The sequence below is a fragment of the Sutcliffiella horikoshii genome (assembly GCF_021991925.1).
Taxonomy (GTDB): Bacteria; Bacillota; Bacilli; order Bacillales; family Bacillaceae_I; genus Sutcliffiella_A; species Sutcliffiella_A horikoshii_F.
Genome location: NZ_RXZI01000007.1, coordinates 25,341 through 41,428, shown reverse-complemented (window position 1 = coordinate 41,428; position 16,088 = coordinate 25,341). Strand labels below are relative to the sequence as shown.

Here is a 16,088-nt window from a genome sequence, read left to right as displayed (position 1 = left end):
GGCCTGACTTCACAAATGAGTCAGGCCTTCATCGATTTATATTCGAGTACGACGATTTCGTCATGGTCGATTTTTTTAATGTCATCCTGAAAGATGAGCCTTGTGTTTAGACGGTAGCTGATATATTCCGTAGAAGGGTCAATATCTTTAGGAAGTTGATAGCAAAAAGGATATTTCACCCTGTCGTTTGCATCCATGCTTTTGGACATGAGGATGGTGGTAACTGCGTCTACCGTTTCAATTGTATCTCCTTGAAATTCCTTCACCAAATCGCACTCCAGCCTTTTAATATGCCGCTTCGCCCATCCACCTTCCACATGAAAGGCGCCTGTCACTTTCTCGCCAGGCTTTAATTCATTATTATCCAAAACAAGATCTACATGTGGAGAACCTATATTTAAGTAGCTCATCACTTTTTTTATCATATCTCAAGAACCTCCGGAAAGCGTGTTAGATTTTAGCCTTTTTATATTATAAGATACGGACAAACGGATAAAAGGTTTCAAAAATACATACAAAAAAGCCTCCATCCGTAGAAATTGGACGAAGGCTTTATCTATGCTCTTCTATTCTAAAACAACCAAAGTCCCACTAAGGTCGAGACAATCAAGCCAATTAGGACCGGTACAAAACTTCGTCTCACAAGCTCCATCACAGGAACTTTTGCAAAGCCAGCTACTGCAACAAGGGAGGACCAGGCGATCAGCGTTCCGCCTCCCACCCAAATAGATCCCATCTGTCCGATGGCGGCAAGGGTTGCTGCCTCCACTCCGACACTATCCCCAAGTGCACCAGAGAGTGCCCCCACAAGCGGAAGGCCGGAGAAACCAGAACCGTCCAAACCAGTAATCATTCCGATCAACAAGATTCCAAACCCTGCAACAAAGGAACTCTCCGGAATATAGGCCTGACTTGCTAGAATGAGGTCAAATAAGAAAGAAGGGGTCTCTTCAACAGGTGTCCCCAAAATTCTTGCTGCAAGCTCCCCGCTACCAATAAAGAAGAACCCTGCAATCGGTATAACCGGCCCCATTGCCTTAAAGGCAAACACGAAGCCTTTCACAATATTATCACTGACGTTTTGCAGGGAGGAACGCGCATGGCGGAAAAAGGAGGCGGCAATCAATAGAATAAGAGAGGCACCTCCAATTAGTGCTGCTCCGGATCCGCCTTCTAGTGAAGGAAGAACATCCGAGAATTTAGCCAGTATCATATAAACAATGATAGCTAGAAAGGTTCCCGGAACTAAAAAGGCAAACAGCGAGCTGTACTTGCTTTTTGCCACAGGGTCGCTTTCTGTAATGCCTTCTGTATCACCGTTCTGGTTGTCTGTGTTGTTCCAATTTAGTAAGTGATCAGTTGACGGTCTTGCAATAAGCTTACGTATGGAGATATATGCGAAAGTGATGGCGACTACACCGGTCACAATCGATAAAATGAACCCACGATCGGCTACTGTTCCAATATCCACCGCAGCAGCGGTCGCAGTTAAAGAAGGAGCAATCTGAATGATATAGTCTGACGATAAGGCCATACCCTGACCGGCAAGGGAAATGGCGATAGCTGCTCCAATGGGCGGAAGTCCGGCTCTGATAGCAACTGGAATAAGGAGTGCACCAACCAAAGGCACCGCTGGAGTCGGCCAGAAAAACAGGGATATCGCATAGGTGACAAACACCAGCACCCAAAAAGATATATGGCCATTTTTCATGACCCGCTGAAAAGGAGTAATCATTTGTTCATCCGTACCGAGCGACTTCAAAGAATGAAGCAGTGCTGTCATGATAGCGATGATCAAGAAGATGTTAAAAAGCTCCCCCGCTGCCACTAGACTGGCATTAAAAATGGTTTGTAGTCCAAAGGTGAAAGAACCGCTGAAAATCCAACCCACCAAAAACGTAACCAAGATGGCAGGCACCACCACATTTTGCCTGAACAGCATCGTGAAAATAATAACCAACGTTCCCACCAAATACATCCAATGCGCCGCAGTCAATTCCATGTATACCAAACTCCCCTCTAAGGCGAACAAGCCCAAGATATAAAAGATAAATCTAAGTACAATAGCCTATGTTGGGAGATGGGCTTTGGTGTAAGTCGTGAAAAATTCCTAATGAAGCTAAAGGTAGATAAAGCTTTGTAAGCAGAGTTTTATTCCTCTTCATTGCGGAATAAAGTATAGAGAGGTGATAACGTTGAAGAAGCATGAATACAAAAGCTATGACGGACTTGGACTGGCTGAATTGGTCCAAAAGAAGGAAGTCAAGCCAATGGAACTGTTGGAAATGGCCATCAGTGAAATTGAAACCCAAAACCCACAGTTGAATGCGGTGATCCATACGATGTATGAGCAGGCAAGAGCGGCCTCGGAAAAAACCACTGGATTATTTGCAGGTGTTCCTATGCTACTTAAGGATATCGGCCAGGAAGTAAAAGGGGAACCCAAAACACTAGGTTCTAAAGCATTAGAAAAATATAAAGCAAAGACGGATTCGGAATATGTTAAACGGTTAAGAAATAGTGGGTTCTTATTTTTAGGACAAACGAATGTCCCGGAGTTCGGTTTAATGGCAATAACAGAACCTGTTGTTTACGGACCTGCCAGGAACCCATGGAAACTGTCACATACCCCTGGTGGCTCGAGCGGGGGATCGGCAGCTGCCGTAGCTTCAGGAATGGTACCTATCGCAGGGGCAAATGATGGCGGTGGCTCCATTCGGATTCCTGCTGCCTATTGCGGTTTGTTCGGCTTAAAGCCTACAAGAGGAAGAACCCCGGTCGGACCGCAATTTGGCCGCTTTTGGCAGGGGGCAGCGGTTGAGCATGTGTTGACTAGGACTGTGCGCGATAGTGCAGCTGTCCTTGATAAATTGAAAGGAGATGAAAAAGGAGCTGCATTTTCCACTCCAACGTACGAAGGGAGCTATTTGGAGAAACTGCAACAACCCCTGGAAAAGAAGTTGCGTATTGCCTTTTCTACAAAATCACCCATTGGAACGGAAGTACATGCGGATTGTGTGGCAGCAGTCAGAGAAGTGATGATATATCTTGAGACATTGGGTCATGCCGTAGAAGAAGTAGAGGCGCCGGTGGAGGGAAAGAAAATCGCCAACAGTTATCTCTCCCTCTACTTTGGAGAAGTAAGTGCCACGGTATCCATGCTTGAAGAAATACTTGGAAGGAAAGCAACATTGAATGATGTGGAGCCAGCGACCTGGCTGCTTGCCCTGATTGGGAAATCGATGTCCGCCCAGGAATTTGTTCTAAGTTTACGTGAGTGGGATATAGCAGCACTTGCGATGGAAGAATTTCATGAAACCTATGATTTATATGTCACACCAACAACCGCCTTTCCGCCAGCTAGGGTAGGTGACCATAAATTGAAGCCTCTAGAAAGTATAGCTCTTCAAGTTACAGGTAAACTGGGATCCGCAACACTTCTAAAGAAAATGGGGATTGTGGAACAGTTAGTGCAAGAAAGCCTGAAAAGAGTGCCGTTTACCCAGCTTGCTAATTTGACTGGTCAACCTGCAATATCTGTACCGCTGCATGTAACGGAAGATCGTCTTCCAATAGGCGTTCAGTTTATGGCTGCAAGAGGGCGAGAGGACTTATTACTACAGGTGGCAGGACAGTTGGAGGAATCAGATTTATGGCAAGAGAACGAAGCGTTGAATATGGTGGGTGTACAGTAGCAGATGATATATTGTTAAGTAACATATGGAGAAGCTTCCCTTTAGAAGGGGAGTTTTTTTATTTTAGTTAATAGCTGTCTTCGCATTCTTTATTGCGTCAATCCTTTTAGGGTTTCTATGGTGTGAAAATCCAATTGTCCCCTTATTACTAGAAAAAAGAGCTTAGTGATAAATTCGGGACTTTTGGGAGTTGACGTCTAGTTCATTAGTTTTGGAATTTACATTTCTTCATAATTCGCGGGATAAAAGTAGGGTGGTCCTTAAAATACCTTTAATGAAATCTAAATCTTACCTCAGTAATCTCTTAACAATCCTCCTGTAGTATATCTATCTGTAGGCAAAACGAATATGGGATATGAGGTGTTAAAAGTGGATGTGAATCGTAGAAAGTTTTTGACTTATGTAGGTTCAGGGATGACGGCATTAACATTTGCTTCAACAGGTTTAAGTGCTTTGGCTCCAAAAGTTGCAGCTGCAGACAAGGAAAGGGACAGTCTGTTTGGTTATGAAAACAGGGCTTCTAAAATCAACTTTAAACCAATCGCACCAACAAGTGTAGATCAACTCGTACTGCCAACAGGATATACATATGATGTAGTAGCGGCATATGGTGATGTAATTAATAAAAAGGGAGATACCTTTGGATTTAATTGTGATTTCACCTTGTATCTGCCAATCCAGGGAAGCCAAAGGGGGCTCCTTCTTGTAAACCATGAATATACCAATCCGTTATTTGTGGAAGGGCCAATTAATGGTGACTACACACCAGCTCAAATCGAAATGCTTTTATATAATCAGGGGCTGTCAATCATTGAAGTTTACCAGGATCCTGTTTCAAAGGTTTGGAAGATGGACACAGATTCCAAGTTCGCCAGAAGGATTTCTGGACTAGCTCCATTCCAATTGACAGGTCCGGCAAAGGGAACAGCTTCCGTCAATGGAGCAACAGTGGTTCAAGGTACCTTTGCAAATTGTTCAGGAGGCGCAACCTTATGGAATACCGTACTCTCTTGTGAAGAAAACTGGGAAACGACAGCAGATAAAGCCAACCTGGATACGACCCATTATGGATGGGTAGTGGAAGTGGACCCATTTGATAAAGATGATAAATACTTTAAACCTCGTAAACACACTGCATTGGGACGTTTTCATCATGAAAATTGCGCAATGGGATTGTCCAAGGACCGTAGGGTTGTCGTTTATTCAGGTGATGATAAAGCGGGTGCCTGTGTCTATAAATATATCAGTAGAGGCAAGTTTATAGAATCTAAAGGGAAAGACAATTCCAGACTACTAGAAGAGGGTACATTGTATGCGGCAGACATGGAGCTTGGGGTATGGCTCGCCCTTACTATTGAAAATGTTCGTGAGGCAGCTGAAGGAAATCAAGAGCTGTTGAATAAATTTAAAACGCAGGCAGATGTTCTTGTCCATGCACATGATGCAGCAATCTTGCTAGGGGCAACTCCAACAGACCGTCCTGAGGATGTAGAGATTAGCCCGATTGATAACTCTATTTATATCGCCCATACGAACAATACCAGCAAAGGGAATTTTCACGGCCATATTACGAGATTCATTGAAAGCAAGAGTGATCTAGGTTCTTTGACATTCAGCTATGAAATCTTTGCAGCCGGTGGGACACAGAGTGGCTTCAGTGCACCTGATAATTTAGATTTTGATCGCCATGGCAATCTTTGGACAGTGACGGATATTTCGACTAGTAGTTTAAATAGAGGGACATATGAGCCATTCAAGAACAACGGTATGTTTGTTATACCGACCACAGGGCTTGAGAAGGGGAAAGCATTCCAATTCGCTTCAGGCCCAGTGGAAAGTGAACTTACAGGACCGTGGTTTACTCCGAATGAGAAAAACATGTTCTTATCCATACAGCATCCAGGCGAACAGACAAAGGATCTTCATAACCCTACAAGTATGTGGCCGCACCGCAAAGGCGATACGATGCCGAGGCCGTCCGTAGTGGTGATTAAAGGATTTTAAGGAAAGGAGATGCCAACATGCTATCTAACATAGGAATACCAGGCCTTATTCTGGTTCTGGTGATTGCCCTGATCATATTTGGTCCATCCAAACTTCCTGAGATCGGTAGAGCTTTCGGTCAGACCTTAAGAGAGTTTAAGCGTTCCACCAATGAGATTATGAGTGATGAAACTAATAACAAGGAAGAGCAAGAAAATAGATCTGTGAAAAAAGAAGTAGTATAAACAGGATGGAGGGTGCAGGTGGTGAACCTGCATCCTTTGGTTCATTCTCTAGTATGTGAGGTGTAAGACTTGGAAAATAGCGACTTTCGGCTTGTTGATCACTTAGAAGAACTCAGGAGCAGAATTATCTATGTTTTAGCTGTATTTGTGTTGACGTTGATTGGAGCGTTTGTATTTGTAAATGATATTTATGTGTTTCTTGTAAAAGACCTTCCAGGGAAACTTGCTGTCCTGGGTCCGGGTGACATCTTGTGGGTTTATTTTAATATAGCAAGTGTGTTTGCTCTTGCTTTTACTATTCCTTTTGCAGCTTATCAAATATGGTTATTTGTTCGTCCTGCCCTTAGTAAAAAAGAAAGAAAAGTGACTCTGGCTTATATTCCTGCTTTATTTCTTTTTTTCCTATCAGGTATAAGCTTTGGTTATTTCATCTTATTCCCGATTATTTTAAAGTTCCTGGTTTCCCTGGCAGATGGTATATTTGAGGTCTTTTATACAACGGAAAAGTATTTTCAATTTTTGATGCAAATGACACTTCCATTCGGTTTTCTTTTTGAAATACCTGTTGTCATTATGTTCTTAACGAGTCTTGGAATCATTACTCCTTACATTCTCAAGAAGTTTCGAAAATATGCTTATTTCTTTTTGATTGTCATATCGGTTCTTATCACACCGCCTGATTTTCTGTCGGATGTTTTGGTTATCATCCCTTTAATTCTCTTGTATGAATGCAGCATAACGTTTTCCAAGATTGTTTGGAAGCGAAGGGAATCTAAGATAAGGGAAGCCGGAAATCTTCAAGTATAGCCATCCAGTCTTCTAATGGAAGACTGGATGTTTCTTTAATTCACGCGCTTCTCTGAAATTATTTCACATACGGAATCATACATAATTTCAACACCTTTTTCGGTTGCTTCAAATTGATAGGCATGTTCTTTGTTGATGCCCAAGCTATCTGCTTCTTTGGCCACATCAATGTTCGCTCCCATGAAAATAAACTGCCAGCTGTATTTTTCCTGTTGATGGCGGATCAGTTCTTTTACCCTTGAATAGGTAAACTCCATGCTCGAGTTTTCCATTCCGTCTGTGGTGATGACGAAGATCACATTCCGCGGTCTTGAGGCTTCAGGTGTATTCGCTAATCGGACTCCTACATCCAGTATGGTTTTTCCGACCGCATCCAATAGGGAAGTGGAGCCTCTTACATAATAGTCCTCTCTTGTTAAGGTAAGGCTTTTCGCATCCACTCCGTTCCACAAGACTTCCACCTCATCATCAAACAGGACCGTGGTAACTAGCGTTTCACCCTCATGCTGGCATTGCCTCTTCAGAAAGGAGTTGAAGCCTCCGATTGTGTCCCGTTCCAGGCCTGACATCGACCCGCTTCTGTCCAATAGAAAAATAATCTCCGTTACGTTTTTATTCATTTTCATCATCCTCCTTCATGCTATAATAATAGCTAACAATATCCATAAAATGGTCGCTTCGAAAGCGACATTTGGAGGTGGAGAAATGCTCGATAAAAAGATATGGTTGGAGCTGCAGGAATATATTTGGACGCATCAGAATGAAGATATTCTGGAAGTCAGGGAATCCACCTTGTACAAAGAAGCCCCAATTCTACAGGAAGATAGTGAAGTGTTGGAGCTAGAGGAGTTCATAAAAAATAATAGAAAGCCTACTCTCCAACAAGTATTGTTCGAGTATATCGACCGAAAAGGGGTAAAGGATTCCATCATCTATAAAAAAGCTGGCATGGACAGGAAGCACTTTTCAAAAATCCGCTCTAATGCTGACTACAGGCCCAAAAAGACAACGGTGATTTCCCTAGCCTTTGCGTTGGAGCTTGATGAGGTGGAAACAGAGGACTTGCTGGGAGTTGCAGGCTATTCCTTGTCAGGAAGCGACACGTACGATCTAGTGATTCGGTTCTTTCTGGAGAAGAGGATACATGATCTTGATAGAGTAAACGGTGCCTTGGATGAGATGGAATTGAAAACTTTAGGCGGGATGTAATAAAAACGATTAACACAGCTTGCTAACCAGGGAAGCTGTGCTTTTTAATGTGTGTTACAATCTTTATTAGAGTAAGAATCGCCCCCCTTTTGAAAGGAGAAAACCACAATGAACATTAAAATTAATCAAAAACTTATCCAAGAACGATGTGGCACTGTCTCCTTTAAAAGGGGGGAGGCTTTTCGACGAGCGGATAAAGTGAAGATACATATATATACGGATCGAAAATGTGAGGCGACTGTATCAGCGACAGAGGACTTTCATGTTGTCATCACCGCAGAGGGGGAGGGGAGCTTTCACGCTGAATGTTCTTGTCCTAAATTGGCTTCTATTAGAAAGGATTGTCAGCATATTGCCGCAGTACTACTTACCATCCTTGAGCATCAAAAACAGGAAGGCTCCTCGACCCAAGCTCTATCGGATGAATTGCTCCGTTTGTTCCAAGGTCAACTTAATATAAACAGCGGACATCAGCGCCATTTTGAAAAAAGAGAAGTCTTAGACATATCATTTATCATTAAACCTGTGTTATTGGAAGATGGCACTAACGTTCTCGGAATAGATTTGATGGTGGAAGATAACCCGGTCATAGACATTCGCGAATTTTTGCTTGCAGTGAGGAAGGGTGAGCCCAGTTCCCTGTTCGACCCTGCACGACAATGTTTTAAACGGGAAGCTGATGAAGTTATCCAAAGGTTGATTGATATTCTCCATGACGAAAGGGCATATCAGGAAAAGTTGAATGATCATCTGCAATCTTTCATCATTCCCCCCTCGAGCTTCCACAGACTGGAGCCTATACTTTCTAAAGCACATGATACCCGTTTGCTTCACGGTGGCAGGACATATGAAGACTTTAAACTGTCAAAGGAGCCGCTCTCCCTTCAATTTCTTTTTACAGAGGAAGTCGGGAAAGGATTCTTGCTGAAAGTGGAAGGTCTTGAGAGCTTAGTGGTTCTCCCTGCTTACCAAGCTGTATTGAAAAACGGGAAGCTTCTTACTATGCCAACGGAGGACTGTCGTCGTCTAAGTGAATTGCAAAGGATGCTTAAGGCATCGAGGACAAACCATATTCCTATTGCTACTGATCAAGTTCAAGTTTTCCTCGACAAGGTGGTACCAGGCTTGAGAAAGCTCGGAAAAGTGGAGCTGGATGAATCGGTGACAAAAAGGATAGCCAAGGCGCCGTTGGTTGCCAAGCTCTATCTGGACAGAGTGAAAAATCGCCTGCTTGCGAGTATAGAGTTCCACTATGAACAGGTGGTCATCAACCCGTTGGATCCAAGAGAGCAGTGGGGGAATGCGATGTTTATTAGAGACCGGGATAAGGAACAGATGATCCTGGAATTAATGGAAGATAGTGAATTCGGCAGCACCGAAGAGGGGTATTTCCTGCATAATGAAGAGCTGGAGTATGAGTTCCTTTATCATAAGCTGCCAACATTGCAACGGTTTGTAATGGTATATGCAACCACTGCAGTAAGAAACCGTATTTTTCGTGAAAATGCCAAGCCCCAAATTCGTGTACGCGTAAAAAAAGAGCGGACCAACTGGCTGGAATTCAAGTTTGAACTAGATGGAATCCCGGAATCGCAGATCAGGGAGCTGTTAGGGGCATTGGAGGAAAAACGAAAGTATTACCGTTTAAAAAATGGGTCGTTGCTCTCCTTGGAAACAAGGGAATTCGAGGAAATTCAGCGGTTCCTGCAGGCAAATCCCGTACAGGAAGAGGATCTCGAGCATGGGTTGAATGTTCCTATCATTAAAGGTTTTAAGATGATGGATTCTGTAAATGGGGATGAAGTGTTCTCCCTTGAGGATTCCTTCCGGGAGTTCTTGGAAGAGATCCGGAACCCGAGCAGTAAAAACATCCCCGTACCCAAGCAAGTGGATGCTATTTTACGGGATTATCAAAAGCAGGGTTTCAAATGGATGAAAACACTGGCCCATTACGGGTTCGGTGGGATATTGGCGGATGATATGGGACTTGGGAAGACTTTGCAGAGTATTGCCTTCATCTTATCAGTGCTCACAGATATTCGGCATAAGAAATGTCCGGTCTTGATTGTCTGTCCATCCTCTTTAACCTACAACTGGCTTAGTGAACTAAGGAAATTTGCGCCCGAAATCAATGCAGTGATTGTGGATGGAACACGAAAGGAACGAGAGCAGGCCATTGGACAGTCAAGGCAAGTGGATGTGGTCATCACCTCGTACCCACTATTACGCCGTGACATATCTTCCTTCGCATCACAAGTGTTTCATACTATATTCTTTGATGAAGCCCAAGCGTTCAAAAATCCTACCACCCAGACGGCCCGTGCAGTGAAGAGGTTGGATGCGGACTATAAGTTCGCTTTGACAGGTACACCTGTCGAAAATTCTTTGGAAGAACTCTGGTCCATTTTCCATGTAGTCTTCCCTGAATTGTTTATGGGCTTGAAGGAATACAGTAATCTTACGAGGAAAACGATTGCCAGACGGATACGTCCCTTCCTTTTGAGGAGGGTAAAGGAGGATGTGCTGGCGGAATTGCCGGAAAAACAGGAAAGCTTAGAGTCAGTAGAGCTTTTACCAGAGCAGAAAAAGCTTTATGCAGCCTATCTTGCCAAGCTCCGTCATGATACATTGAAACACCTGAACAAGGATACGTTGAGGAAAAATAAGATACGGATATTGGCTGGACTGACGAGGCTCCGTCAAATCTGTTGCCATCCGACCCTTTTTGTGGATGGTTATAAGGGGCGTTCTGCAAAATTCGAGATGCTTTTGCAGCTGATTGAGGAATCTCAGCGATCAGGCAGAAGGGTGTTGATTTTTTCACAGTTCACCAAAATGCTGGAGCTGATAGGTAGGGAGCTTGCCTATAGGGGGCTTCCCTACTTTTATCTAGATGGCCAAACTCCCTCAGAAGAAAGGGTGGAGCGGTGTGAACGATTCAATGCGGGAGAACGGGACTTTTTCTTAATCTCGCTGAAGGCTGGAGGAACGGGGCTGAATCTGACTGGTGCTGATACTGTCATCCTATATGATCTTTGGTGGAATCCCGCTGTGGAGGAGCAGGCGGCTGACCGAGCACACCGGATGGGACAAACCCAATCGGTACAGGTGATCAAGCTTGTGGCACGTGGGACGATTGAAGAAAAGATGAACGAATTACAAGATAAAAAGAAGCATCTGATAGAGGAAATAATAGACCCTGATGAGAAAGTGTCACCAACATTGACGGATGAGGATATCCGGGAGATTCTTTCCATTTAGGATAGGTTGGTGTATGGAGATGACAGAAAAGAAAAAAATGTATGAAGTGGATTTATATAAGCCGATTCAGAAACACTTTATCAAGGAAGGTTATGAGGTATATGGGGAAGTGAAGGACTGCGATATCGCGATGGTGAAGGGAGACGCCGTAGTGGTGGTGGAGTTGAAACTGACGTTGAATGTGCAGTTACTCATTCAGGCGACCAAGCGGCAGAAGCTTACAGACCTCGTATATATCGCCATTCCAAAGCCATCCTTCAGTAGGCGTTCGAAGCGTTGGACAGACTTATGTCATCTGATCAAGCGTCTGGAGTTGGGTTTGATCATCGTGTCATTCAGCGGGCGAGGGAAGCGTGTGGAAGTAATGTTTGATCCTGCTCCGTTTGATCGAGCTCGTAGCATGCGCCAGAATAAGCGGAAACGTGACGCATTGATGAAAGAGATGGAGGGACGTTCATCTGATGTGAACCTGGGTGGCAGCAATCGGGTGAAAATCAGGACGGCCTATAAAGAGAACTGCGTACAGATTGCGTGTTATTTAGAGAAGATGGGTCCATTATCTCCTAAGGCTTTGCGGGAGCTTGGAACTGGTGAGAAGACCTCTTCCATATTGACAAAAAACTATTATCGGTGGTTTGAGCGGGTAAAGCGCGGGACATATGTGATCAGTGAAAAGGGCAAAAAGGAGCTCCGGGAGCATCAGGAGCTTATGGAGTACTTTTTGAAGAAATTAGAGTGAGTTGGAGCCTATCTTGCCCCTATTTGGTGGTGGATAGTCTTTTTTGATATTGAAATAGGAAGATCGATGGCTCTAAATTTGGAGCTTGGTAGATGCCAAGGAAGGTATGTTGAGCGGAAAGGGAGTAGTATCAATCTGAACCAGAGAGGAAACGGAATCGGGCGAAAACTATGGGGGATCGGGCGAAAACAGAGAGTTTTCGGGCGGAAATAGCAAGGAATCGGGCTATATTTTGAACTTACGGGCGCTTATCACGAAAATCGGGCGATTCGTAGGGGGGGCGGGCGACACGCGTATTCTACCAAATATGCCTTTGATCCCCCCACCTCCCATATCAATTCCCACCTCGGCACCCACAATCAGGACTTTTGCCCCTGAACAGAACAAGTGTTTTCTTGTAGAATAGCTAGAATGTGATTGTTGGTTTCTAGTGGACTCTGATGGCTGGAAGCCTCAACTACTCGAACAAATCAAATTCTAGAGGTGAAAACAACATGAATGGTACTGCACACGCAGCAATAGGGGCAGCAACTGGATTTGCTATAGCCAACTCTATGCAGACAACCCCAACTACCACCCTGATTTTAGTCAGTCTAGGGACAGTATCCGCCCTTGTGCCAGACCTAGATATTGATGGGAAACTTCGAGGACGAATAACCTTATCCCACACTGTAACTAGGACCATTGCCCAAATCATAGGAACGATGATGATTCTTTACAGTCTATATGAAGGTACGATAGAGGAAAAATTGCGAGGTGTGGGAATAGGGGTCCTCATGATTATTCTATCTTCGTATATCAAGCAGAAGCATATGTTGACCATTACAGGGGCAGGCGTGATCCTTGGAGGGGTGTCCTTGCAAGAGTTATGGATGATACTGTTCGGTGTCTATATCATTGTAGCTTCACTAGTTTCCCATAGGAGTTATACCCATTCTCTAATAGGCGTTTTATTCTTTGGTTACATAGCTTTGAAGCTTGAACACTCATTATCTATGGATGGAGTTTTCTACACATGCCTTTTTGCTTATATCAGCCACTTGATAGCAGATATAAAATTGCTGCCTTTCAATAAAAGGGGGATTAAACTATTTCTTCCGATTTCGTCAAAGGAAATCTAATATATTTCGACGGATCCTCATCGTTGGGAGATCCGTTTTTTTGTTTTCTCTTTTTTTCAAAAATACTTTCCTTAACAGAGCATCCACGCTCGACCAATCTTTCCTCATACTGGTATAATCAATCTAGATACTTATGCACGTTTTCAGCATCAAAAACCATAGAAAGTGGGAGTTGCGGTGAGTTTTAAGAAGAAACAATTTGTCGGGTTGGGAATAACGGTATTCTTTCTGATGCTGCTATTATCAGTAATTTTATTTATGACCAATTCCATGAAGACAAATATGCTGGAAATAGTAGAGGACAGATATTACAAGGTGAATAAGGCCACTGATATCAGGCAGTTGTTCTATGAAACGGACAGGCAATTGTTATTTGTCACTAATAGAAATGATGGGGAGAATATTGAGTCAAACCTCACAAATATAGCTGAGAATAGGGAAGCTGTCAGAAACAATATCATAGAATTGGAATCTGTTCTGGATAGAAATGATACGAAATTATTATTGAGTAAAATCCAAGAAGGATATAACTCGTACTGGATCATGGAACAGGAAATCATTGCTCAGATCAATGAGGGTGCAAGCACGGGCGAATTACAAGGTATCTACGCATCACAACTAGATACGAGAGCGGAACTTTTACAAAGTATATCAGAGTTTAAAACATTGCAAGAGACTCTCATGGAGGAAACAATGGGAGAAGCGAGCCAAACCTATCAAACTCTTGTTTTCATTTTGATAGCTGCTGTCCTCTTATCGCTGATTGTCATCGTTTCTGCCACACTTTGGGTGATAAGAAGTACAAACAGAAGATTGGATGAAGTGAAGGATGGTATCAAAGGAATTAACTATGATGACCTTTCCACTTTACCAAGACTAAGTACGGATATTAAAGATGAGATAGGGGAAATCTCTTTAGCCTTTAATGGCATGGCAAGCTCGATTGAATCCTATCATGTGAAAGAAAAGCAGTTTACAGAGGAAATAGGCAGACAGAACTGGGTACAAACGAACTCTGCCGATATCATTAACCTTTATCATCGTAATGTATCCACAGATTCTCTAGCAGAAAAGTTCATTGCCACGTTGACACCTTTGATGGATGCGAAGCTTGGGGCTTTTTATCTGTTGGATGGAGAAAATGGAGAAGGTGCGACCTTCAAAAAGGTTGCGACTTATGCTGATGGGGCAGAAGATGTTGGGGGAGAGGAATATAAGCTTCGTGAAGGCCTTGTTGGACAATGTGCGTGGGATAAAAAAGTAATCCTACTGGAGGAAGTACCGGAGAATTATTCGGTTGTCACCACAGGGATCGGGCATATTAAACCGAGAAGCATTATTATTGCTCCTGTAATTATCAAGGATGAAGTCATCGCCGTCATTGAGATGGCGACATTAACAGAATTTACAAAGACGCACCGTCAACTTTTAGATAAAGTGCTCGAAACGCTCGGTATTGCCATTACGAATATTCTGGGACGGATGGAAGTGGAGCGTTTATTATTAGAGTCCCAAGCGCAGACGGAAGAGTTGCAATCTCAATCAGAAGAATTACAGGCCCAATCAGAAGAGCTTCAAACGCAATCTGAGGAACTGCGCATGATCAATGAGCAGTTAGAGGAACGTTCACGTGATGCAGAACAGAAATCTGCAGATCTCCAGAAAGCGAAAACAGAGCTTGAGGAAAAAGCGAAACAGCTTCAACTCAGTTCCAAATATAAATCGGAATTCCTGGCAAATATGTCTCATGAGCTACGCACTCCACTGAATAGTATTCTACTTCTATCAGAAATGCTTGCAGAAGATCCAGAAGACCTACTGACAGATGAGCAAAGGGAGTTTTCCCGAGTCATTAATTCTTCCGGTCAAGATCTGCTTAACTTGATCAATGATATTTTGGACCTTTCCAAAGTGGAAGTGAAGAAGTTGGAAGTGATGTTTGGAGAAGTGAATGTGGAAGAGTTCATCAACCGTCTGGAACTCCAATTCACCCATATCGCCAAGCATAAAAAATTAGATTATGAGATTGTTCGCGGCAATCAGCTACCTGATGTATTTTTCACAGACGAACAGCGCCTTCAACAGATAGTAAAGAACCTGTTATCCAATGCCTTCAAGTTTACGGAAAAAGGAAAAATAACCGTGAAGATCGAAAAGGCGCCAAAAAGGGATTTACTAAAAGCCAATGTTTCTGTAAAAGCGGAAAGCTGGCTGAAAATCTCAGTCGAAGATACGGGAATAGGAATCTCGAAGGACAAGCAGTCACTCATTTTTGAAGCCTTCCATCAAGGAGATGGAGCAACCATGAGAAAGTACGGTGGCACCGGCCTTGGACTTTCCATTTCCAAAGAGTTCTCGAACCTGTTGGGTGGAAGGGTCTTTGTGGAAAGTGAAGAAGGGGAAGGTAGTGTATTCACATTACTCATACCTAGTCTGCCGGAAGGGATGCCTCAAATGAAGGAAGTCGAGGCCGCTTGGCAGGAAGTGGCATCAACGACAGAAACGGATCTGATGGAGGAAGAAAATATGGTTCTGAACATGGCGGAGAAAAAAGAAGTCGTTCAACCTGAGCCTGTAGAAGAGCAGGATATTTCAAATATCCTAAAAGGCAAGACTGTTGTAGTAGTGGATGATGATCATCGAAATGTTTATGCCCTAAACAATGCATTAAACAAAGAGGATATGAACATATTGACCGCAGAAAACGGGTTGCAGTGTCTGGATATCCTCCATGAAAACGAGCATGTAGATATTATTCTAATGGATATCATGATGCCTGTCATGGATGGGTATAAAGCCATTAAAACGATACGAAACCTTGAAAAACATAAAGACGTTCCAATCATTGCCCTTACCGCAAAAGCGATGAAAGGTGACCGAGAGAAATGTTTAGAGGTGGGAGCTTCTGATTACATAAGCAAACCTCTTAAATTGGATCAACTTTTATCAGCGATGCGCGTTTGGGTAGCAAAAAATTAGGCTATAGACAAAAGGGACGGTTGAGGTTCGTTGGACGCGAGTAGCCGTC

Annotated in this window: 12 protein-coding genes; 9 read left to right on the top strand and 3 right to left on the bottom strand. The window is 43.3% G+C overall.

The features are described from left to right. Window positions 1-20: 20 nt before the first annotated feature. Both EKQ44_RS16455 and EKQ44_RS16450 read right to left on the bottom strand, forming a co-directional pair. The gene (locus EKQ44_RS16455; RefSeq protein WP_237664639.1) at window positions 21-425 is read right to left on the bottom strand and encodes a sporulation protein; all 405 of its coding nucleotides are present in this window, start codon (window positions 423-425) and stop codon (window positions 21-23) included. Window positions 426-571: 146 nt separating this feature from the next. Then, a complete protein-coding gene (locus tag EKQ44_RS16450; RefSeq protein ID WP_237664638.1) occupies window positions 572-2,002 on the bottom strand; it encodes a hypothetical protein in 1,431 nt (476 codons plus the stop codon). 193 nt (window positions 2,003-2,195) lie between these two features. Here EKQ44_RS16450 and EKQ44_RS16445 point away from each other — a divergent pair, with 193 nt between their 5' ends. The 4 genes from EKQ44_RS16445 (at window position 2,196) to tatC (ending at window position 6,730) form a co-directional block, all read left to right on the top strand. Then, the gene (locus EKQ44_RS16445; protein WP_237664637.1) at window positions 2,196-3,695 is read left to right on the top strand and encodes an amidase; all 1,500 of its coding nucleotides are present in this window, start codon (window positions 2,196-2,198) and stop codon (window positions 3,693-3,695) included. Between the two features lie 348 nt (window positions 3,696-4,043). Beyond that, window positions 4,044-5,699 (top strand): PhoX family protein, encoded by a 1,656-nt coding sequence (locus EKQ44_RS16440; RefSeq protein WP_237664636.1) that lies wholly within the window; start codon window positions 4,044-4,046, stop codon window positions 5,697-5,699. Between the two features lie 17 nt (window positions 5,700-5,716). Further along, on the top strand, window positions 5,717-5,923 hold the full coding sequence (locus tag EKQ44_RS16435) for a twin-arginine translocase TatA/TatE family subunit (protein WP_237664635.1): 207 nt from the start codon (window positions 5,717-5,719) through the stop codon (window positions 5,921-5,923). 69 nt (window positions 5,924-5,992) lie between these two features. Then, window positions 5,993-6,730: a twin-arginine translocase subunit TatC gene (gene tatC / locus EKQ44_RS16430; RefSeq protein WP_237664634.1), complete on the top strand. Its 738-nt coding sequence runs from the start codon at window positions 5,993-5,995 to the stop codon at window positions 6,728-6,730. A gap of 35 nt (window positions 6,731-6,765) precedes the next feature. On the opposite strand, the gene EKQ44_RS16425 is transcribed toward tatC, so the two are convergent. After that, window positions 6,766-7,350 carry a vWA domain-containing protein gene (locus EKQ44_RS16425; protein ID WP_237664633.1) on the bottom strand — a complete coding sequence of 195 codons (585 nt, stop codon included), beginning with the start codon at window positions 7,348-7,350 and terminating at the stop codon, window positions 6,766-6,768. Between the two features lie 85 nt (window positions 7,351-7,435). On the opposite strand from EKQ44_RS16425, the gene EKQ44_RS16420 reads away from it, so the two are divergent. The 5 genes from EKQ44_RS16420 to EKQ44_RS16400 all read left to right on the top strand — a co-directional run bounded on the left by EKQ44_RS16420 (window position 7,436) and on the right by EKQ44_RS16400 (window position 16,039). Further along, window positions 7,436-7,939: a hypothetical protein gene (locus tag EKQ44_RS16420; RefSeq protein WP_237664632.1), complete on the top strand. Its 504-nt coding sequence runs from the start codon at window positions 7,436-7,438 to the stop codon at window positions 7,937-7,939. A gap of 108 nt (window positions 7,940-8,047) precedes the next feature. Next, complete coding sequence (locus tag EKQ44_RS16415) at window positions 8,048-11,200, top strand: DEAD/DEAH box helicase (RefSeq protein ID WP_237664631.1); 3,153 nt, start codon at window positions 8,048-8,050, stop codon at window positions 11,198-11,200. A gap of 19 nt (window positions 11,201-11,219) precedes the next feature. After that, window positions 11,220-11,939 (top strand): DUF2161 domain-containing phosphodiesterase, encoded by a 720-nt coding sequence (locus tag EKQ44_RS16410; RefSeq protein WP_237664630.1) that lies wholly within the window; start codon window positions 11,220-11,222, stop codon window positions 11,937-11,939. Between the two features lie 494 nt (window positions 11,940-12,433). Beyond that, window positions 12,434-13,060, top strand: coding sequence for a metal-dependent hydrolase (locus EKQ44_RS16405; RefSeq protein WP_237664629.1), 627 nt, complete (start codon window positions 12,434-12,436; stop codon window positions 13,058-13,060). A 177-nt stretch (window positions 13,061-13,237) separates the two neighbouring features. After that, window positions 13,238-16,039 carry a hybrid sensor histidine kinase/response regulator gene (locus EKQ44_RS16400; RefSeq protein ID WP_237664628.1) on the top strand — a complete coding sequence of 934 codons (2,802 nt, stop codon included), beginning with the start codon at window positions 13,238-13,240 and terminating at the stop codon, window positions 16,037-16,039. The last annotated feature ends 49 nt before the right edge of the window (window positions 16,040-16,088 follow it).